The following is a 21624-nucleotide window of genomic DNA, read 5'->3' on the forward strand; positions in this document are numbered from 1 at the left end:
GTTCTCCTTAATATTTATTAGTGATTTTAATATTCAGATAAAAAGTGTTAATCTATTTTCAATCTTATATTTAGAGCCAAATTCTTCGTATTCTAGCCTTAAGCTCCCCATTAAATAATTGCTTAATATAATATTGGAAATATCTGCGGATACCATTAGGCCATTTTCCTTCATTATATTTCTTTATATTTTCAATAGACAACTTTTCATCTGTTATAAACTTATTAGGTACAATTAAAAAGCTATGGTCATCATTTGATATTTCAACATCAACTTGCATTTTTCTTTTTTGTAAATGAATATATTCTATCTTTTTAGTTTTAATTTTTCCGTTATCAATATAATTCATTACTAGTTCCCCATCATGCCATCTAAACACTTGATATTGTTTTCCCTCAGAAATATCAAGTGTTATAAATCGAAATGCTTTTACCCAAATATCAGCATAATAGACCTTTTCTTTATATGGATCATATATTCTCATATCTGTGTCGGGCATAAATTTTGCAGTTCCCCAAATTTCATCAAAGTGAGTTGCGTCATCAGTTGTAAATGCCTGCTTATAATTGTACGTCCCTTTTTTATGATGATCAATTTTATATGCATTATTAATTTGATTATTATTTCTATACATTTGAAAATGTCCACGAGTATTTATTTTGTCATATTTTTTTAGTATATCCTCAGATAAAAATTTTTTTAAATCTCCAAATATAGTATCAATATCCACAAATCCCCACCAATCATATCCCGAGATGTCTTCCTCAAATATTTCACCGTAAGCCGGTTTGTAGTCATTCAACTTATACGGATTATTAATTTTTATAGGAAATGTATAATGTGATCTTATTTTCGCTTGAATATCTTTAAAGTTGACTATTTTTATTTTAACATTCGGTATGGTTGTAGATATATTTTGATCAGTATATATTAGAAAATCTATCTCATTATTATATTCCGCTGATTTTAACCATAAATCAAAATAATTTGGTAATTCTCCAAAATATATAGCTATCAATACTATTTTTGTGTTTTTAATCATTGCGAATCCTTTCAATTTATAGACAACATCGCATAATTTAAATTTTAGAATATAAACTATACATAATTTCATTTACATTCTTAATACTATATTTTTTTGATACTTCAATATTGTTTTTAACAATTTTTTCGTATTCTTTATCATTGATGCCTAGTAAATTTTCTATAGCTTTCACAAACTGGGAAATATCAGTAGGATCATCCACTACACACCCGCTGATACCATTTTCTGTGTAATCTTTGATCCCCCCTAAGTAAGTACTTACTAATGGAAGACCAGTAGCCATAGCTTCTAATCCCGCTAGTCCTAATCCTTCTCGTTTAGATGGAAAAAGAGAAAAATCTGCTATATCTAAATATTGTTTAATATTTTCAGAATAACCTGTAAAAATAATCTTTTCTTCTAATCCATACTCTTTCACTTTTTTTTCTAATAAATCTCTTTGATCTCCAACACCGCATATAATATATGTAATATCAATTTTATCTTTCAATTTATTTACTGCTTCTATTCCCACAATATGATTTTTCCGCTTAGATAATTCACCTACAGAAATCATCACTTTACTATTCTTACTTATCTTTAAATCAGTTTTCAATTCATCGATATTAGTTGATTGTTCTCGTAATTGTTCCCATTTTATTCCAACGCCAGGCACATGTAAAACTTCTTTTATACCAAAAGATTTTCCAATTGAGTAATCTTCATTGTTGATTGTTATTAAAATATCCGTATATTTAGATAAGTAACGTTCTATAGGATAAAATAATATCCAATCTTTTTTCGGCCCGCCCTTAAAGAACTGAAAGCCATGTGCCGTATAAACAATTTTAGTTTCTTTATTATTTTTAAAAACTAATCTAGTTAATACACTTCCCATCGGTGAATGGCAATGCACAAAATTATAGGTAGTTGTACTTGCTAATTTTTCAAGCTGATTATATGCTTTTTTATTTGCTTTTATTGAACCAATTCCTCTTAAAAAGTCAATTTGATGACAAATTATATTTTTTCCTTCAAGCTTCTTTTTTAAGGAATTAGCCATATCATCTGGTATAGTTCCAGCGGAATAAAAGTTAGTTGCAACTTCCACATTATATCCTAATTCTTGTAATATTCTGATATTATCCATATTAAATTGTTCAATCATTGAAGCAACCGACGCAACGATTAAAACTTTTTTCATTTCTTATCCTCCATTAAAATTTTCGTTATCGTATTTTCTAATGTAAGTCCTAATGTATATTCGAAAGAGCACTCGCTAATTTTTTTATCATAAACTTTACTACCATATATTTTATTAAAAACACGAAACTTCCTTGATAATAGAGAAATAAGCGGATTAAAAATAGAGATAAAGTATACTTTCTTTCTTAATAATTTCCTTGTTACTTTGATTACATCGCTTGTAGAAACATATTCTTTATTTTGAGGGAAATAAAGGCCTGATGCATCATTAATAATTATCTGTTTGATAAATTCTGTTAATACATCTACATAAATCATACTTCGTTCATTGTTAATACTTGGGAAAATCAGGGATTTCTCAGCTAACTTCAGTAGCCTTGGAAAATTACCCTTACTATTCGGTCCGTAAACCATCGGAGTTCTGATAACAACCGTTTTAAAGTTATCGTCTGCTAATTTTTGAATTTCTACATCTGCCTGTAGCTTACTATCACCATAAAAATCAATTGGGTTCATTATTGTCTCTCGAGTAATTATATTAGTATTTTGTAGTCCATTTTTTTCACCATATACTATCATACTTGATAAAAAAATAAATTGTTTCACTCCCTCAGATTTAGCTTTTTTAGCCAAATTAATTGCGAGATCTCTATTTACTTTATAATATTGATCCTCCATACTCGGATCCGAAGATACATGTGCAATACCCGCAACATTAAGTACTACATCATATAGACCAAAATTTTTTCCTCTCCATTTATCATCTCGAACGCTCATCATATCAACTGATATATCTTCCGATTCTGATTTATTAATCCAGCTTTTAAATGCCCCTCCAATATAACTATGTGCACCGGTTATCAAAACTCGTTTAGTCATCACTCTTACCTTCCTTTACACCATCACTCTTTAAAACTGATGTAATTGTTCCAAAAAAAATTTTTAAATCTTCTGAAAAAGATAAAAGTTGCACGTAATCACCATCAATTTTTGATTTCTCAGCAATAGATAATTCATCTCTCCCACTAATTTGTGCTAATCCAGTTAACCCTGGGTAAACGTTATTAGCGCCGTACTTTTCACGTTCGTTAATTAAATCTTCTTGACTCCAAAGTGCTGGTCGAGGACCAACGATACTCATCTTACCTGTTAAAATATTAATAATTTGTGGTAATTCGTCAAGACTCGTTTTTCGTAAAATTTTACCCGAGCGAGTAATGAAAGCATCCGGATCTTTCAATAAGTGAGTAGGTACATCAGGTGTATCAGTTCTCATCGTCCTAAATTTTAAAATACCAAAGTAGGTTTTATTAATACTTACCCGCTTTTGTACAAAGAAAATAGGGCCTTTCGAATCGACTTTAACAATAATTGCGATAATTAAAAAAATAGGCGATAAAAGTACAAGGCCTACTAAAGAAATAACAAAATCAATTGTTCTTTTAAAATATTTTTTATACATTAACGCATACCTTCCGAATCAATTGAGGGTTCACCATTATGAGTATGTGCATATCTAATAACTTCTTTTTTCAAAGCAGTACCAGTTAACGGCTCTACACTCTTAACAAAACTCATAATTTCATCAATCTTGTATGGTGTTACTTTACCCAAGAAAATTTTTTCAAATACTTGCTCTTGCTGTTTTTCACTACTTACTAATAATTCTTCATACAGTTTCTCTCCAGGTCTCATACCTGACTCAACAATATCAATATCGTTTTCAGTATATCCACTTAATTTAATCATTTTTCGTGCTAAATCAACAATTTTAACCGGTTTACCCATATCTAAGATAAATAGTTCTCCACCTTTAGATAGCGTCCCCGCTTGAATCACTAAACGGCTAGCTTCAGGAATTGTCATAAAGAATCTTGTCATTCTAAGATCAGTAACAGTAACTGGTCCACCTTTAGCTATCTGTTTCTTAAACAGTGGTACAACACTACCACGGCTACCAAGAACATTACCAAAACGAACAACGGCGAATTTTGTATGACCTGGTTCATTCAAACTAGTTACAATCATTTCAGCGAGACGTTTCGTTGCCCCCATAATATTAGGCGGATTTACTGCTTTATCAGTTGAAATCATTACAAATGATTTCACATTTGCAGACTTAGCAGCTTCAGCAACATTTTTCGTACCATAAACATTATTTTTAATGGCTTCAGTTGGGTTAGCTTCCATTAATGGTACATGTTTGTGTGCTGCAGCATGATAGACTATTTCTGGTTTATATTGTGCCATTAAGTCAAAAATATGTGCCCGGTCTTGAACATCCGCAATAATCGGCACAATTTCAATTTTCCCAGCATAAAGATTTTTTAATTCTTGATGAATCAAATAAATTGAATTTTCTCCATGTCCTAGTAAAATTAGTCGTTTAGGACCAAATTTGCTAACCTGTCGACAAATTTCTGAACCAATAGAGCCACCCGCTCCTGTAACTAAAATTGTTTTACCATATATTTTGCTTTCAATCTTAGCCATATCAAGTTTAATCTCTTGTCGACCCAGTAAATCAACAACGTCAATCTCATGCATTTTTCTAGAATCACTATTGTCTTCTAACATATCTTCAAAACTTGACATGCGATTAATTTTAACTTTTAGAGGATTTAAAATATCTAACAAGTCCTCGTAATTATGGGGACTTAATGAAGGAATAGCAATTGAGACCTGTTCAACATCGTATTCTTCGACAATCATTGGAATTTCTTGGAAAGTTCCCAAAACTTTCTTACCCATCATCCACATTTTTTGTTTTTGAATATCATTATCGACGTATCCAATAACATTCAAGTCGGCATTATCTCTTTGTATTCTTTCCATTAAAGCTTCTGCGCCATCCCCTGCACCGACTATTAATGTTGTAATTAATGTTTCTGATTCTTCATTATTAAAGATATTTTCAACAAGATAGCGCCATGCAAATCGGCTGCCACCAATAAAAAGGAGGGCCAGTAAATAAGTTAATATTCCAAAACGAATACTATAATTTGAACTTATGAAAAAATAACTAATATTACTAATAACTGCTGTAATTGTTATTGCAATAAAAATTGCAATTATTTCTTTAAAGCTAGCATACCTATTAATTTTAGAAAAGAGGTTTAATGAGTATCCAATTATTAGGTATAAAATCAAACATATACACCCAAATTCCAATAAATCAGAGTTACTAAAACTAATATACGGCCCTAAAAATAACCTCGATAATGAAATTGAAACTACCCAAATCAAACTATCCAATCCAGTTAAAACAACCTGTTTACTTTTCCTAGTCACCTATAATCCCTGCTTCCTTAAATTATCCTACGTCTACTTAATTATTATTTATAATAGCCATAATACCCACCATAATAACCTGACTCATCACTACCTGAAACATCATTCAAAATCGTCCCAATGATTCTTGCATGAACGGTATCTAATAATTCTTTTGCTTTCAAAACGGCACCTTTATTTGCCACACCTTGTCTCACAACTAAAATTGTACCATCAACTTTTGTTGCAACAATTTGTGCATCTGTTACAGAAATTAATGGTGGTGTATCGATGATAACCATATCCATTTGTTCAGCGACAGCTGTAATTAAAGAATCCATCCGTTTTGTATTCAATAATTCTGAAGGGTTCGGTGGAGTAGGACCTGCAGGCATAACATATAAATTTTCAATTGGTGTTTCTTCAACTGCTTTTGCAACATCAATACTTTTTTCAGTCAAACAATTTGTAAGCCCGGTTTCATTACTCAAACCAAAAGTTTGATGCGCAGTTGGTCTACGCATATCGGCATCAATTAACAATACTTTCAGTCCTTGATTAGCATATGTTACAGCAAGATTAGTTATAACTGTTGACTTGCCTTCTGATGGACCTGATGATGTCGCCATAATAACTTTCATTTCTTTATCAACACTTGAAAATTGGATATTCGTACGTACAGTCCTAAATTGTTCTGCAATCGTTGATGTTGGTTGAGTAACAGTAATTAATCCAACACCGTTATCAATACTATCAGTTGATAACTTTTTATCTTTTTTTAATAAACTCATCATTCAATAACCCCTTATCTATTTTAATTAGTATGCTTTCTTTTTCTTGGTGTTGATTGTCCAAAAAGTCCTTGACTCTTATTAGTTTCGTCAATATGGTTAATCATACCTAAGTTTGAAAGACCAAGATCTGTCAAAAAATCAGCGTTTTTAACTGTTTTATCAAAAAGTTCTATTGCGAATGCAATCCCAATTCCGATAAGCCCCCCTAGTAACAGACCTATTAATACATTCATCTTTTTATTAGGTGATACTGCATTAGGTTTTGCAACTGCATCAGCAACAATTGTTACATTATTAACTTTCATCACTTTTTTTATTTTATTTTTAAACGTATCAGCAACAGAGTTTGCAATATCAGCCGCGCGATATGCATTAGTATCTTTAACAGTTACACTAAAAACCTGTGAATTTTCTTGATTTGATATACTTATCTGATTTTTTAAATCATCACTCGTACCAACGAAATTATCTTTTTTAGCAATTTCTTTTCTCACAGGATCTAGTACAATTTTATTTTGAATAATGTCTTTATACGTATTAATCATTTGGACATCTGCTTGCTGTGTATTGTAAGCAGCCCCTACATTATTGGCAGTTTCTGTTCTATTAACTAATATTTGAACAGTCGAGTTATATTTTGGCGTCATAAAGAACATGGTTACAAAAAATGCTAATAGTGCCCCCGCAATTATTAACCCAATAATTAATTTAAGATGTTTCTTTAAAATGCTAAAAACTTGTTCAAGATTGATTGTCTCTTCCATTGATATAATTCTCCTAGTCTAAGTCTAATTGTTTTCTGATCATGTTGGATACTTTCGTTACTTGTGCTGATGGAACAACTTCATACGACACACCATTTATCATTTGTGATTGTCCTTGAAGTTGAACATCTTTAATTGTGCCTATAGCACTACGATACTGAGTCACTATTTTTTTCATATCAGAAAATTTCAAATTTGTTTTCATATTGCTCTCAAGTACACTCAAAATTGCTTGATAATTTGTGACACCATCAATAGAAGCTATTTTTTTACCTAATTCAGTCACAACCGAGCGTTGTCTTTTTTGACGCCCGTAATCACCATTAGGATCAGAATGTCTCATTCTAGAAAAGTCTAAAACATTACTTTCAGTTAACTCAATATCACCTTTTACGTATTGATGCCTTCCCGCTGAAAAAGCAAATGGATTATTGACCGTAATTGGACCAACGGCACCCGTTAATTCTTCCAGGCCCTTCATATTCATCTGAACATAGTAATCAATTGGAATATTTAAATAGTTTTGAATAGTATCCATCGCTAAGGAAACATCCCCATAAGCATATGCAGCATTTAATTTATTATCTGTCCCGTGACCTGTAATCGGAATCTTCGTATCACGAGGTAAACTCGTTAATGTCGTCAAGTTTGTTTTAGGATTAATTGTCGCAACCATCATTGTATCCGATCGACCTTGATCTGTTCTCCCATCTTCGCCCGTATCAACACCCAAAATTAAAACTGAGAAAGGCGCCTCTTTATCAAGAGAGACACTCCCGGTTGTTCGTTTACTTTTAACATTTACTTTTTGATATGTATTATCTACAACGTCTTTTGCATCTAGATAAACCTTCGCCATCAACACACCACCAATAACCAATAGTGCGGCAACGACGATTCCGACACCAATCCCCCATTTTTTCAGTGTACTCATTTTTTTCTTTTTATGATGATGCTTCTTGTGGCTACCTTGGTGTTTAATATTATCTTCACTCATAATTAATTACCCCTAAATTTTTTAGATGTATACAATGACACAATAATTTATTATACATGTTACCAGACTTAAATGAAACTTAAAATCGTTTGTCTAATCATTGTTTAATCTTATTGTCAACTGATATGATATTCTAAACATTTTGACCACGCTTTCAAAGTTGTAGTGCTCTACACTTTTAATTATACGTTATATTTAAAAGTATTATATTTCATTTTTAATACAGAAAAAGAACATCATTAATTATGTTCTCTTTTTGAAGTCCCTATTACTTGTTAAAACTATATCATAACTTAATTTCTTTTTTATAATCAGTGATTTTTATAAAAACAGCACTAACGCAACTAATTATCCAAGTGGCTAGAACGATGATTAAACTAATTCTTGTTATTATTTTCGTATGATAACCAATGACTAACCTATTTGTACCTATTTTAGTTGCTTTAACGGTTGGACTACCCATAGTTGACAAGGTCATTTTTTTAGGATCAAGGCTATTACCATTTAATTGAACAGTTGAATTATTATAGACTATCGCGGGTAAAGAAATCTCATTTCCTTTTTTTGTTGCGTTCCAACTCAGACTTAACTTTCCTTCACTATTAATCGTTTTACTTACTTCATCTTTATTTTTTTTCATGTCTAATCGATAATCATGATAAGGACGTTCACTTAATACTCGATTATTAGGTAAATAGTCTGGCGATGCCTTGGTAATCAACTTTAAACCATCATCTAGATTTGAACTCATAAATGCTTTGGTAATCTGTTCGTTACTCGTATTATCTGCGATATCAACATTATTGGGAGAAACTATCGACTGATTAGTATGCCATGCTTCATTACTTTTTTGAATTTCTAAATACGATTGTACTCCGACAACAAGACCTCCAACAATTAAGAATAGATCAATATACTTCCGATAATTTTTAAATGAACTACTTGATAGTGTTGCACTAAAACCCGCTAATAATAAAACTACAGCGAACCCTTCAAAGCGACGTGGGTATTGCAAGAAACTTTGTATTGATGGGATAACCTGGGCTAAATCCGTCCAAGGAACTAATTTTGACGTTAAGACTAAGAAAACTAAACCTAAACTAGTTACTACTTTATTAGTAACCGTAAATTTTGCTTGTTTTATAAACAATAAACTAATTTGTACTACAAATATGAAGCTCATAACCAAACCAATTTTAGTAAGCGTTGGCCCCCCCATCGATAAATTCATAGTTGAATTGGACATCATCACATTAACGTGCGGTGCGTATAATTTATTGTTTGCGAAAACATCTAACATGGCACCCCAAACATTAAATGTCAGAACTAACGATAATAACCCCGCCCAAAAACAGGTTAATAATAGTTTCGATTTTTGATTCGTTTGAATAAAACCAACTATAAAAAAAACGAATAGGACACCAATCGACATCAAGGCACTTAAAACATGTACCTGTATCATTACCGACATGGTTAACGCTAAGGGTAGAATTCGCAATCCTTCTGCGTTATTTTTGATCATTTTAACACCCATTAAAACAACTAGTGGCACTAGCATGATACCCCAAGCCATAAAATTTTGCTCAGTTGACCATCGCGCAATCCACAAGCTACCCATAAAAAGAACAGCCATTAATAGTGAGATATCTTTGGTCGAAGTTATTTCTTTAGCTAGTAAATACATTGAGTAACCACTAATAAAGAAAATTAAAAAAGAAGAAATAACCTGAAAATTAAACCAACTATGTACGAGTAGTAGCAACCCACCTAGCAGATAAGCAAATCCAGGCCCATACACAGCATTGATAATCCGACCACTTTGTTGAAACCCGTAATTTGTTTGGAAATAGTTAAAATTGCCTGTTTTAAATTGCATATAGATATCGTAAATACGATTAAAATGAAATAAAGAATCAGAACCTAAAACTAAACTATGTGCGAGTATCTGAGGTAAGACTAAAAACAAGCTCACACTAAACATAACAATAAATACACCGACATGATTTTTTAAATTAATCGACTTATTTTTCAATTAACTTACCTCCCCTAACGATTTATAATATTTTATTTTTTCTTACTAAATCGACTTTTATATTGCTTAAATAAGCTATTTAGCTGAATAGATTGTGCTTCAACTTCACCATGTCGAACAATAGCAATCGATGCATTAAGAACAGCACCTAGCATGATTATCCATGCCCCAAAATCCAGCCAGAATAACATAATCATTACTGTTCCGATTGCACCATAACTACTAAAAGCGCCACCGAAATACTGCACGTATATCGAAAATACTTGGGTCAATAAAATCCACCCAATGGTTGTCAAAATTGCCCCTGGTAAAACTGCCCTGAACCTAAGTCTTGCACTAGGTAATATCCGATAAAGTAATAAAATAATAATAAAAATACCGATTAAGGCGACAGGCCATTTAACCGTGGTAATCACAGTTAAAAATTCTCCCGGCAAATGTAAAATGGGTGTCAACACCTCAACTACTATTTGACTGAACCCAAAGAACAAAATAATAGCACCTAAGGAGATAACTAACCCAATCGTTAACACAAACGATACAATTCGCCCAACAATTGGATTTTGCTTCGTTTCAACACTATAGGCATGGTTGAAACTTTTCTTCAATGCATTAATCCCCTTACTTGTCGTCCATAACGTTACGACAGCACCAATTGACAATAATCCACCATTTCCATTTTTCAGAAACGATTCAATAAACGGTGCTAAAATGCTATATATCGCGGATGGCATCACAACTTTTACATATTCTAAAATAACGGACACCTTTAAATGAAGCATTGGTATTAAATTACCAATAAAAATAATTGCTGGAAAAATCGATAATAACGTATAGTACGCAATAATAACCGAAGAATTACTAACATCGGCATTAATAAATTGTGTTTTAAATATTTTAATAAACTGAACGAACTTACTTTTCATACGATTCCTCCGCGAAATACATCTATATAAGAATAAATTGTATCACATTTAGACAAAAAAATAGATTGAGCATTTAAAATCAGCCCAATCTTCTAATTTTATTATAATTTTTTAGATAACTCTTTAATGTATTCTCTAAGTTCATCCTTAACTTCTGGATGTTTCAAACCAAAATCAATACTTGTTTTTAAATAACCGAATTTATTTCCAACATCATAACGATCACCTTTAAATTCATGCGCGAATACACGTTGCACTTTATTTAAACGATCAATAGCATCAGTCAATTGGACTTCATTACCTTCACCAGGTTCTTGTGTTTCTAACATCCCGAAGATTTCTGGTGTTAACAAGTAACGACCAATAATAGCTAAATCACTTGGTGCTTCATCAACAGCTGGTTTTTCAACAAATTTTTCAACATCATATAGCCCTTTTGACACTTCACTTTGTGGTGCAATAACCCCATATTTTGATACTTCTTTATGTGGGACTTCCATTACAGCCAATGTTGAAGCATGTGTTTCTTCATAGCGATCCATCAATTGTTTTGTTAATGGTACCTTATCTTGCATGATATCATCACCCAACATAACAACAAAGGGTTCATCACCAACAAAGTCTTTAGCCATTAAAACAGCATCCCCTAAACCTCTAGGATGTGACTGGCGAATAAAGAACAAATTAATATCAGTTGTTTGCTCAACCATTTTTAATTGTTCTAATTTACCTTTAGCTTTAAGATTAGCTTCCAATTCAGGTACTGAATCAAAATGATCTTCAATTGGGCGTTTCCCTTTACCCGTAACAATTAAAATATCTTCAATCCCTGCTGCTTTAGCTTCTTCAACAATGTACTGTATCGTTGGTTTATCCACGATAGGTAACATTTCTTTAGCCATTGCTTTTGTTGCTGGTAAAAATCTAGTTCCCAAACCTGCTGCAGGTATAATTGCTTTTCTAACTTTCATAATTAACTTCTCCTTTTTTTCTTTATACGATATACAAAATCCCATTAATTTATCTCAAACTCTACGAATATTACAATTCTATCATGAATCCGCTACATTATACAAAAAAACTGCTAAACAATTAAGTTAGCAGTTCATTGTAGCTATCTATTTTATAAATATTTCGCATCAAATTCTGGATCTTGAGAGGTTAAAATCTTAGGACCATCTTTTGTGATAACAATAACATGTTCATATTGACACGACAAACTACCGTCAGCAGTTCTTGTTGTCCAACCGTTAGGATCATCACTTTCTGATTCCCAACCGCCAATATTAATCATGGGTTCAATAGTAATTGTCATCCCTTCTTTAAGACGTAATCCTTTACCAGCTTGACCATAATGAGGTACGGAAGGACTTTCATGCATGGTAGGTCCAATGCCATGTCCAACGTATTCGCGAACATCACCATAGCCCATTTGGTCTTCAGTATAAGTTTGGATAGCATGACCAATATCACCAATACGGTTACCAATAACGGCTTGATCAATTCCTAAGTAAAGGGCTTTATGCGTTACTGCCATTAATTTATCAATTTCTGGTGTAGATTCACCAACAACATAACTCCAACAAGAATCGCTCATTGCGCCATGTAAACTAACAACTGTATCTACTTTAACTAAATCATTATCTTTTAAAATTAACCCTTTACGTGGGAAAGCATGACAAATTTCATCATTAATGCTGACACAAGTCGCATATTTATAGCCTTCAAAGCCAATTTGTTCAGCAACACCACCATGGCTTTCAATATACTTACGTGAGAAAGTTTCAATTTCCCAACTAGAAATACCTGGTTTTATAATATCTCGTAATCCCTTATGCATCCCTGCAATAATAGCACCTGAAGCACGCATTTCTTCAATTTCGCGTTCTGATTTTAATGTGATCATTTAATTTGTTTCCTCCTATAATAAATAATTCTTCTCAACTATTATACCGCAATTGTATAGAATTTGTTACGAGATACTCAATTCCTTTCACAATCGTTTTTTTATCTGATATACTTTAACTACTATTTTAATATGGAAGAAGGAATTTAGTTTGGTTTCAGCTAAAGTTATTTTTGCAACAATTACAGGTAATAATGAAGACATCGCTGACATTATTACCGAAGCATTTGAAAATTTAGGTGCAACAGTTGAGATGGAAGAAATCTCACAATCAGATGCATCTGATTTAACTAACTTCGATATCAGCGTTGTCGTTCCTTATACTTATGACGAAGGCTCACTTCCTGATGAAGGCATGGACTTTTATGAAGACTTACAGGAGCTTGATTTAACCGGTAAATTATTCGGTGTTGCCGGTTCTGGCGATACATTTTATGGTGAGTTTTTTGGAACTGCTGTTGATAAGTTTGGTTCAGCTTTCGAAGAAGCAGGCGCAACAAAGGGTTCAGCTAATCTAAAAATCGATTTAGCACCTGAAGAAGAAGATATCACTAAATTAGAAGCTTTTGCTAAAGAGCTATTTGATAAAGTAACTAGCAGTGAAAACTAGTCATGAATAAAATAAATGAATTATTTCATAAACATTATGCCCTAATTTCGTATTTAATTTTTGGTGGTCTAACAACCCTAATTAACATCGTTACTTTTGTTGTTTTCCAATCATACCTTAGTGTAAATTATCAATTTGCAAACGTAATTGCATGGTTTGTTTCGGTTGTTTTTGCATTCGTCACTAATAAGCTTTGGGTATTTGGCTCAAAGAACACTCATGTTTCAGGTTTAATACGTGAAGTTTTATCTTTCTTTGGCTTTAGACTTCTATCATTAGTCATTGATCAATTAATTATGACAATTGGTGTTTCTGTTTTACACTTAGATGCATCACTCGTTAAGTTATTTGATCAAATTTTCATCGTTTTAATTAATTATATTTTTAGTAAGTTATTTATTTTCAAAAAATCATAAAATAAAATTCAGTAAATTCATCCTAGGGGGCACTTTATTTATGACAACCAAAGTTCTTTCAATCGTTGTGCCATGTTACAACGAACAAGAATCTATTCCGCTTTTTTTTGATGCGGTTGAAAAGGAGTCTATCAATTTACCAGATATCCGATTAGAATATTGGTTTATTAATGATGGTTCATCTGATAACAGCCTCAAAGAAATGCGCCAATTACAAAAAGATCATCCAGCAACAGTCCATTATGCTTCATTTTCACGAAATTTTGGAAAAGAAGCTGCTTTATATTGTGGCTTACAAAAAGCGACTGGCGATTACGTAACTGTTATGGACGTTGATTTACAAGATCCAACCAGCTTTTTGCCTAAGATGTTAGCTATTTTAGAAGATCCAGAAAATGACTACGACTGTGTGGGGACACGTCGGACAACTCGTCAAGGTGAACCTGTGATTCGCTCTGCATTCGCTACTCTTTTCTACAAATTAATAAATCGCATCTCAGATACTGAGATTGTTAATGGTGCCCGCGATTATCGCTTAATGACCCGTCAAATGGTTGATGCTGTCTTATCAATGTCAGAATACAATCGTTTTTCAAAAGGTATCTTCAGTTGGGTTGGTTTTAATACGGAATACTTAGAATACACAAATCAAGAACGTGTTGCTGGTAAAACAAGTTGGAATTTCTGGGGCTTATTCAAATATTCATTAGACGGTATCATAGCCTTTTCAGAAGTACCTCTTTCAATTGCAACATTTGTTGGTTTCCTATCATTTGTTGGCTCTCTTTTTGCAATTATCTTTATTATTATTAGAGCGTTACTCTATGGTGATCCAACAGCTGGCTGGCCATCAACGATTTCAGTTATCTTAATGATGGGTGGCATTCAATTGTTTTGTATTGGGATTCTTGGTAAATACTTAGGTAAAATTTTCTTAGAAGTCAAAAACAGACCCGTCTATATTATTAAAGAATCAGACGTCTTCAGTTCAAAAAAGGATTAATTATAGGGGGATTCCAGCTATGCAGAAGTTTCGTTTCGATCTAAAAAAATCAAAAATGACCTATCTTTATTACATTATCATTTTTGCAATTTTAGCTGTTCTTATTTTTGGAACTTACAAACTAGCTGGATACTCTTTAATTCAAAGTCATGATCCTGCTGAACAGCATCTACCTGTATTAGAAAATTATCGTCAACTACTTGGTGAATTCATCAACCATCCCTTTCAACCACTCCAAATGTGGTCTTGGAAATTAGGGCTTGGCGCAGATCAATTTCAAACATTTGCTTATTACGTTATTGGAGACGTATTCGCCTATATTACGCTATTATTTCCCTCAAGTGCCGTTGTGACTATTTACCAGCTCACACTCATTTTGAGGTTATTTTGCGTGGGGCTATCATTTATCTTCTTTGCGAGACACTTTAAATTAACGAATAGCGCGATCTTAGGTGGGGCAATCATTTATACCTTCACTTCTTTTTCACTTTATTCATCCCTAATGCAACCTTTTTTCCTAACACCATTCATTCTTTTTCCACTTATAATTGTCGGAATAGAAAAAATTTTACAAGGGTTTAAACCACATTTCTTCATTTTTGCTTTTTCATGGATGTTTATCAGTAACTTTTACTTCGCCATAGTCTTAGGCATCGGTGCTTTTGTATATTTAGTACTACGTTTCATTTATTATTATCGAAAAAATCTCAGTTTCTTTAAAACAGCGGGCACTTTTTTAATCAGTACAGTCATCAGTTTACTGATTTCTGCCTTTATCATGCTACCGTCAATTCTTGCGGTCTTTAGTTCAACTCGGTCAGGTGGTCTATTCGCAAATGGTTTGACCTCTTTCCCCGCTTATTACTACATTAATTTACCTGCTCAATTACTTGCTGGCGGAGTATCTTCTTTCTGGGTTAAATTTGGCTTTAGTAGTTTAGCTGTTCTAGCATTATTCCATCTGTTTTACCATTGGAAACACTACCCACTAATGACAACGAGTCTTTCAATTGGGTTGATTATGTTACTATTCCCAATGTTTGGTGCGATGTTTAATGGTTTTCAAGCCCCTTCTAATCGTTGGATTCTATTATTATTTGTTCCCATTTCACTTGGAAGTGCCTTCTTCATTGATTCTCTCAAAAAAATAACGTTGCCTGAAATTAAATACCTCAGTATTTGTCTTGGTATCTATTTACTTTTAGTATCATTACCCTTTTATATTAATGGGACGACAGAAATTTTCATTCCTGTTATCTTTTTAATTTCTTTTTTTGTCGCAATCTTACTTTACCGTCAAAATAAAAATTCTGGTCGAATCATATTCGGTCTTATCCTAGTGAACTTGATCTTTACTGGGGTTTCTTTTGCATCACCTTTCACTAACTTTTATAGTAAGACTTTAATGCCCTCTGGTAGTTACCAGAAACTATCATCTAATCTATTTGATGGATTAGATAATTCTCTTCCTAAATCTAACTCATTTCGTGTTTCAACGATTAGCCAAAATTATAACTTTGGTTCTAACTACATGTTACGAAATAATTTAAATAATGATTTAAATTTAATTAACTCATACTACTCGATTCAAAATGGCGCAGTCGGAGTATTTTCAAACAGGTTACAAAATGCTCAATATAACAATAATATTCCGATTGAAAATTTTGATGATCGAACAATCGCTAATAACTTTTTTGGCGTTAAGTATCTCTTTACTCATTCAAATGAGCCAAATGAGTCAAAGATCCCCTATGGTTATACATTACTCAAAACTAAATCTGAAAATAAAAATAAACCTGAGAAAACCAATCTTTATGAAACTAAGAATAATTTTCCATTAATTTATTGGCAATCTGATGTCACTTCAAATCAAAAAACTGCTAAATTATCCGCTTCTGATCAAGAACGTCAATTAGCTAAAGCCGTTAGTATCGCGGATACATCCGGATTTAACCAGAAACAATCAACATTTGATACTGAAAACGTTGCCTATACAATTGTAAAAACAGTGAACGCCGGAGAACCTAACGAAACAAAAACACGTATTACCAATAATCACTATCGTAATAATCCTGTTTCAGATAGCTATCAGATTGACATTAAGAACGCAAAAAAATATCAAAATTCTGAATTGCATCTTTCATTAACTAACATTAAGCACCAATCACTGTCCTCTAAAGAACAAGTGAATATGGCTATTTTTAATAATACTACGAAACCAGATAACCAGTTATTAGATACGAATGGTCCCCGGTCAGCACAGAAATCGCTTAGGAAGCAACTGACGACAGGTTCTTCCAATACAGGCTATTCGATCGGGGTTAAATCTAATTTAACGACTAATACGATTGAGCAATTGGGTATTGAAAATCTTTCTTTCTTTAAAGTTTTATCTGATGCTACCCTAAATATGGGCTATCAAAAACAAATGCCCAAAAGTTTGGATTTACTTTTATCAAATTCAGGGACTTACTCATTCAACCTTAAAATTACTGCCGTTCCGCTTGGTCAAACTTACACAAATGATGTTAAAAAAATCCAGAAAAATAAATTAAATTCATTAAAATTTGCTACAAATAGAGTTAGTGGCAAAATAACAACAAATAAATTAGGTATCCTAACATCATCTATCCCTTACTCTACAGGTTGGACAGCGACTGATAATGGTCATAGCGTGCCCGTTATTAAAACAAATAGCGCTTTTATTGGCTTAAAATTAAAAAAAGGAACTCATCATATCATTTATAGTTATCAAACACCTGGCTTATCAACTGGTTTTCTTTTAAGTGTTTTTGGCCTCATTGTTTGGGGGAGTTATAGTTTAACACCTCTAATTTGGAGACGTTTAAGAAGACTTTAATTAGACATAAATGATATTATTATGACCTCATCTACTAAATAAATCTATTAGGGGTTTACTATCTTGTTAAATAAAGTCAGTTATCTTAAAAATCGTTTAATCGTATTTACAACCATCTTTTTGATTAGTTTATTTTTAGTTCTTCCACAAATAATCAACCACAGTCTAGTCTTAGGTGGTGACTCGCTTTTTCATTTCAATCGTATTTACGATACCTATATCCAATTTAAAACAGGTAACTTTAGTTATTTTCAAACTAACTATGGTTTTTTACAGAGTGGTCGCATTATTAACGCCTTATATGGACCAGGTTTTGCTTATCTGTTAGGTATCTTACTCTTAATTGTTCATAATTGGATTTTATTTCAAATCATAACCTCCTTTTTAATTTTCTTTATTAGTGGTTACTCAATGTATTTTCTATCTAGAGAGCTTCAATCCTCTAAGAAAATTTCATTATTGATTGCTAGTCTATTTATGGGGAGTTTTTACGTTACCCGTTGGTCAATTAACCAGAATTTTATGTCTTGGGGCGTTATGCTAATGCCCTTAATTGTCATCCTCGGGCTTAAAATGATTAAAAATAATGCTAAGGATTTAAAAGTACTACCATTAGCATTATTGATTTCAGCGCTTATTCAAATTCATGTCTTAAGTGCCTTAATGTCGGTTGGCGTCATCTTTATCTTCTTTGTTGTCGGTTTTTACAAGACAAATCAAAAATTACAGCTTTTATCAAAATGTTTCTTAGCGGCCCTTCTAACTATTGTTCTAACCTTTAATGTTTGGGGCGCTATGCTAGAAATTTTCACAAGAAATACGCTGTACTCGCCTTACACTCACTTAGATATGGCTAGTGCTACAATGCGTTTTTCAACAACTAGCTATAGCGCTTCATCTATAGGACTATTTATGAGCGTTATTTTCATTTTACAATTTGTTTTACTATTTTCTAGGTGGTCACAAGTATCACTTTCTAATAAGCTAATGACACTATTAGGAGCCTTATTTCTCCTGTTATCAACAAATCTTGTTCCTTGGACGACAATATCGAATCTAATACCACAGCTTCGAAGTTTTTTACAATTTCCTTACCGCTTTTATGGTTTTGCAACTGTCTTATTACTTGCTGGTTTTGGCAACTCTCTTTCTGAGCTACCTTCATTTAAGCCTAAAAAGTTTGGCGAGTTATTTTTAATCATTAGTAGTCTTTTTATTTTAGGTCAATCATATATTGATATTCAACAGCAAAATAAGCTCTGGAATTCCAATGATCCTCTTATTTATAAAGGGAGCGTTGTCGTTTCAAATCATCTAACGAGTGATCAAATTAGAACTAATTTTACTAGTTCTGATTTATCAAAAGGATTAAAGGTGGTTAAAAAAATAGCCCCAGATTATTTACCAAATAATCAAGAACAAAAGACAACATATAATAAAAAAGAATACAAGAAAGATATTGTTAGGAATCGTCCTAATATCACTAAGACTGTTACAAAAAATGGTGATTTAATCCTTAAATGGCATGCGACAAAAAAAGGTGAATCCATCGCACTTCCTATTGTCGTTTATAATAATTCAGAGCTCTCCTTAAATGGAAGTCAATTACACCGATTATCTCTATCTGCATTAGGTGTCCCTACTGTTAAGGCAACAAAAAAAGGGAGTAATCGTGTAGTGCTTAGATATCAATCGGAAATGATCACTACATGGCGTTTGTTTTTCGTCATTTTAACTTGGATTATTAGTATTTTATCGATGATAACACTCCATTTTATAAATAGAAAACTAGACAAAAATAGTGTTCATAAATGACAAGTCCACTCTAACTGTTGTTGGTAATAGCGTAAAAGCTATTACCAACAACAGTTTTTTCATACCAAAAAGTCCCCAAAAGTCATGAGACTTTTGGGGACTTTTTGGTATGAGATTTTTTAGCTAGTCTTGTTGTAAAATGTCACGGACTTTAGTTGACAATAAATCAATAGCAACTGTATTTGCGCCACCTTCTGGCACAATAATATCCGCATAGCGTTTCGTTGGTTCAATGAATTGATTATACATTGGTTTAACCGTTTTAACGTATTGATCAATAACTGATTGTAATGAGCGACCACGTTCCTTCATATCACGTGTGATACGGCGAATAATACGTAAATCATCATCTGTATCAACAAAAACTTTAATATCCATTAAACTTCTGAGCTTTTCGTCCCCTAGAATTAGAATTCCTTCAACAATGATAACATCTTGAGGTTCTGTTCTGATCGTCTCACTTGAACGAGTAAACTGTGTGTAATCATAAACAGGCATATCAATTGCTTCATTATCCAACAATTGTTCCAAATCACTAATCATCTGTTCGTTGTCAAACGCGAGTGGATGATCATAGTTCACTGCTTTACGTTCTTCCATACTCATTTCAGCTTGATCATTATAATAAGTATCTTGTTGTAAAATCATGATTGATTCGCCAGCTAATTGTGAATAAATAGCATTACTAACCGTCGTCTTACCGCTACCAGTACCACCTGTTACACCAATAATAATGGGACGTTTTGTTCTTTTGCTCATGCTTTAGAAATCCTCCATTTATTCGAAACGTTCAGGTTCTTGCTGACTATCTCCAAATCGATAAGCAACGGCATCTAATATTCGTTTAGCTGCTTGCCCATCTCCATAAGGATTTTTAGCATTTGCCATTCGTTCGTACTCTGTCTTATTAGTTATTAATGATAGCATGGTTTCTTTGACTTTCACAGGGTCAGTTCCAACTAACTTCAATGTACCCGCCTTCACGCCTTCCGGACGTTCTGTGTTATCACGTAAAACAAGAACTGGTTTTCCTAATGATGGCGCCTCTTCTTGAACACCACCTGAATCCGTCATAATAAAGTAACTTTTTGCAGCGATATTATGAAAATCAACCACATCAAGCGGTTCAATTAGATGAACGCGCTGTTCTCCACCTAAGACTTCTTCGGCTAAATCTTTAACAACTGGATTTAAATGAACCGGATAAACGACTTCAACATCTGGCTGATCTTTAACGACAGATTTAATCACTTCGAAAACACGACGCATAGGTGCACCTTGGTTTTCACGACGATGCATCGTGAGTAAAATCATTTTATTCGCAGGATTTACTTCTGATAGAACATCATGGTCATACTCTTTTTGAACTGTTTGTTTTAAAGCATCGATGGCTGTGTTACCTGTTACAAAAATATTTTCTTTTGGATGATTTTCTAATAACAGATTAGTTTCGCTTTGCGAAGTTGGGGCAAAGTACATATCTGCCAGTACATCTGTTAGTTGACGGTTCATTTCTTCTGGAAACGGTGAATACTTATCCCAAGTCCGTAATCCCGCTTCAACGTGTCCAATTGCCACTTGATTATAAAAAGCTGAAATACTAGCGGCGAATGTTGTTGTTGTATCACCATGAACTAAAATAATATCAGGCTGCTCTACTTTAATAACATCATCTAATTTTTGTAAAACATTTCGAGTTGTATCACTTAATGTCTGGTTAGCGTGCATCACATTCAAATCATAATCTGGCGTTATTTTAAATATCTCTAAGACTTGGTCCAACATTTGGCGATGTTGTGCTGTTACGACAGTTACTGTTTCAAACTCCGTCGTACGTTCTTTTAACTCTAAGACAACAGGTGCCATTTTTATTGCTTCTGGACGCGTCCCAAAAACAGTCATCACTTTTACTTTTTTCATAATTGGCCTCCTCAATGATTATATTAGTTACTATTATACCAAAGAAAAGACAAAATTCTGATTTTGTTAACAAAAATTTAA

General features: G+C 32.9%; 19 protein-coding genes. 5 read left to right on the forward strand and 14 right to left on the reverse strand.

The genetic code is table 11. The features are described from left to right. Positions 1 to 70: 70 nt before the first annotated feature. From AC1RPN_RS04485 to map, 12 genes are all read right to left on the reverse strand, one after another. Positions 71 to 1042, reverse strand: a complete 972-nt coding sequence (locus tag AC1RPN_RS04485; RefSeq protein WP_481761539.1) for a DUF6625 family protein — start codon at positions 1040 to 1042, stop codon at positions 71 to 73. Between the two features lie 37 nt (positions 1043 to 1079). Beyond that, complete coding sequence (locus tag AC1RPN_RS04490) at positions 1080 to 2228, reverse strand: glycosyltransferase (RefSeq protein ID WP_481761540.1); 1149 nt, start codon at positions 2226 to 2228, stop codon at positions 1080 to 1082. Continuing rightward, the gene (locus tag AC1RPN_RS04495) at positions 2225 to 3109 is read right to left on the reverse strand and encodes an NAD-dependent epimerase/dehydratase family protein (protein ID WP_481761541.1); all 885 of its coding nucleotides are present in this window, start codon (positions 3107 to 3109) and stop codon (positions 2225 to 2227) included. The genes AC1RPN_RS04490 and AC1RPN_RS04495 overlap by 4 nt, the downstream gene beginning before the upstream one ends. After that, entirely contained in the window at positions 3102 to 3692 is a 591-nt protein-coding gene (locus tag AC1RPN_RS04500; RefSeq protein WP_481761542.1) for a sugar transferase, read from the reverse strand. The genes AC1RPN_RS04495 and AC1RPN_RS04500 overlap by 8 nt, the downstream gene beginning before the upstream one ends. Next, positions 3692 to 5521: a polysaccharide biosynthesis protein gene (locus tag AC1RPN_RS04505; RefSeq protein WP_481761543.1), complete on the reverse strand. Its 1830-nt coding sequence runs from the start codon at positions 5519 to 5521 to the stop codon at positions 3692 to 3694. The genes AC1RPN_RS04500 and AC1RPN_RS04505 overlap by 1 nt, the downstream gene beginning before the upstream one ends. Positions 5522 to 5565: 44 nt before the next feature. After that, positions 5566 to 6291 (reverse strand): CpsD/CapB family tyrosine-protein kinase, encoded by a 726-nt coding sequence (locus tag AC1RPN_RS04510; RefSeq protein WP_481761629.1) that lies wholly within the window; start codon positions 6289 to 6291, stop codon positions 5566 to 5568. A gap of 23 nt (positions 6292 to 6314) precedes the next feature. Continuing rightward, positions 6315 to 7058: a YveK family protein gene (locus tag AC1RPN_RS04515; protein ID WP_481761544.1), complete on the reverse strand. Its 744-nt coding sequence runs from the start codon at positions 7056 to 7058 to the stop codon at positions 6315 to 6317. A gap of 13 nt (positions 7059 to 7071) precedes the next feature. Further along, positions 7072 to 8055 (reverse strand): LCP family glycopolymer transferase, encoded by a 984-nt coding sequence (locus tag AC1RPN_RS04520; RefSeq protein ID WP_481761545.1) that lies wholly within the window; start codon positions 8053 to 8055, stop codon positions 7072 to 7074. Positions 8056 to 8341: 286 nt separating this feature from the next. Further along, positions 8342 to 10087, reverse strand: coding sequence for an MFS transporter (locus AC1RPN_RS04525; protein ID WP_481761546.1), 1746 nt, complete (start codon positions 10085 to 10087; stop codon positions 8342 to 8344). A 32-nt stretch (positions 10088 to 10119) separates the two neighbouring features. After that, positions 10120 to 11013, reverse strand: coding sequence for a YihY/virulence factor BrkB family protein (locus AC1RPN_RS04530; RefSeq protein ID WP_481761547.1), 894 nt, complete (start codon positions 11011 to 11013; stop codon positions 10120 to 10122). Positions 11014 to 11114: 101 nt separating this feature from the next. Then, a complete protein-coding gene (galU, locus tag AC1RPN_RS04535) occupies positions 11115 to 11984 on the reverse strand; it encodes a UTP--glucose-1-phosphate uridylyltransferase GalU (RefSeq protein ID WP_481761548.1) in 870 nt (289 codons plus the stop codon). Positions 11985 to 12136: 152 nt separating this feature from the next. Continuing rightward, positions 12137 to 12919 (reverse strand): type I methionyl aminopeptidase, encoded by a 783-nt coding sequence (gene map / locus AC1RPN_RS04540; RefSeq protein WP_409022111.1) that lies wholly within the window; start codon positions 12917 to 12919, stop codon positions 12137 to 12139. Between the two features lie 151 nt (positions 12920 to 13070). Between map and AC1RPN_RS04545 the strand changes: the two genes are divergently transcribed. The 5 genes from AC1RPN_RS04545 (at position 13071) to AC1RPN_RS04565 (ending at position 19623) form a co-directional block, all read left to right on the forward strand. Beyond that, on the forward strand, positions 13071 to 13529 hold the full coding sequence (locus AC1RPN_RS04545; protein WP_481761549.1) for a flavodoxin: 459 nt from the start codon (positions 13071 to 13073) through the stop codon (positions 13527 to 13529). A gap of 2 nt (positions 13530 to 13531) precedes the next feature. Continuing rightward, positions 13532 to 13945: a GtrA family protein gene (locus AC1RPN_RS04550; RefSeq protein ID WP_481761550.1), complete on the forward strand. Its 414-nt coding sequence runs from the start codon at positions 13532 to 13534 to the stop codon at positions 13943 to 13945. A 40-nt stretch (positions 13946 to 13985) separates the two neighbouring features. After that, positions 13986 to 14948, forward strand: coding sequence for a glycosyltransferase family 2 protein (locus tag AC1RPN_RS04555; RefSeq protein WP_481761551.1), 963 nt, complete (start codon positions 13986 to 13988; stop codon positions 14946 to 14948). Positions 14949 to 14967: 19 nt separating this feature from the next. Then, positions 14968 to 17808, forward strand: a complete 2841-nt coding sequence (locus AC1RPN_RS04560; RefSeq protein WP_481761552.1) for a YfhO family protein — start codon at positions 14968 to 14970, stop codon at positions 17806 to 17808. A gap of 63 nt (positions 17809 to 17871) precedes the next feature. Next, entirely contained in the window at positions 17872 to 19623 is a 1752-nt protein-coding gene (locus AC1RPN_RS04565) for an MFS transporter (RefSeq protein WP_481761553.1), read from the forward strand. A 123-nt stretch (positions 19624 to 19746) separates the two neighbouring features. Here AC1RPN_RS04565 and udk read toward each other — a convergent pair whose 3' ends face one another. Then, the gene (gene udk, locus AC1RPN_RS04570) at positions 19747 to 20382 is read right to left on the reverse strand and encodes a uridine kinase (RefSeq protein WP_481761554.1); all 636 of its coding nucleotides are present in this window, start codon (positions 20380 to 20382) and stop codon (positions 19747 to 19749) included. 18 nt (positions 20383 to 20400) lie between these two features. Then, complete coding sequence (gene wecB / locus AC1RPN_RS04575; RefSeq protein WP_481761555.1) at positions 20401 to 21543, reverse strand: non-hydrolyzing UDP-N-acetylglucosamine 2-epimerase; 1143 nt, start codon at positions 21541 to 21543, stop codon at positions 20401 to 20403. Between the last annotated feature and the right edge of the window lie 81 nt (positions 21544 to 21624).

Source organism: Dellaglioa sp. CoH-57-MRSF-20 (assembly GCF_056781955.1).

Coding starts and splice junctions, on each gene's coding strand:
- AC1RPN_RS04485 (WP_481761539.1), bottom strand. CDS start 1,042: ATGATTAAAAACACAAAAATAGTATTGATAGCTATATATTTTGGAGAA.
- AC1RPN_RS04490 (WP_481761540.1), bottom strand. CDS start 2,228: ATGAAAAAAGTTTTAATCGTTGCGTCGGTTGCTTCAATGATTGAACAA.
- AC1RPN_RS04495 (WP_481761541.1), bottom strand. CDS start 3,109: ATGACTAAACGAGTTTTGATAACCGGTGCACATAGTTATATTGGAGGG.
- AC1RPN_RS04500 (WP_481761542.1), bottom strand. CDS start 3,692: ATGTATAAAAAATATTTTAAAAGAACAATTGATTTTGTTATTTCTTTA.
- AC1RPN_RS04510 (WP_481761629.1), bottom strand. CDS start 6,291: ATGAGTTTATTAAAAAAAGATAAAAAGTTATCAACTGATAGTATTGAT.
- AC1RPN_RS04515 (WP_481761544.1), bottom strand. CDS start 7,058: ATGGAAGAGACAATCAATCTTGAACAAGTTTTTAGCATTTTAAAGAAA.
- AC1RPN_RS04520 (WP_481761545.1), bottom strand. CDS start 8,055: ATGAGTGAAGATAATATTAAACACCAAGGTAGCCACAAGAAGCATCAT.
- AC1RPN_RS04530 (WP_481761547.1), bottom strand. CDS start 11,013: ATGAAAAGTAAGTTCGTTCAGTTTATTAAAATATTTAAAACACAATTT.
- galU (WP_481761548.1), bottom strand. CDS start 11,984: ATGAAAGTTAGAAAAGCAATTATACCTGCAGCAGGTTTGGGAACTAGA.
- map (WP_409022111.1), bottom strand. CDS start 12,919: ATGATCACATTAAAATCAGAACGCGAAATTGAAGAAATGCGTGCTTCA.
- AC1RPN_RS04550 (WP_481761550.1), top strand. CDS start 13,532: ATGAATAAAATAAATGAATTATTTCATAAACATTATGCCCTAATTTCG.
- AC1RPN_RS04555 (WP_481761551.1), top strand. CDS start 13,986: ATGACAACCAAAGTTCTTTCAATCGTTGTGCCATGTTACAACGAACAA.
- AC1RPN_RS04560 (WP_481761552.1), top strand. CDS start 14,968: ATGCAGAAGTTTCGTTTCGATCTAAAAAAATCAAAAATGACCTATCTT.
- udk (WP_481761554.1), bottom strand. CDS start 20,382: ATGAGCAAAAGAACAAAACGTCCCATTATTATTGGTGTAACAGGTGGT.
- wecB (WP_481761555.1), bottom strand. CDS start 21,543: ATGAAAAAAGTAAAAGTGATGACTGTTTTTGGGACGCGTCCAGAAGCA.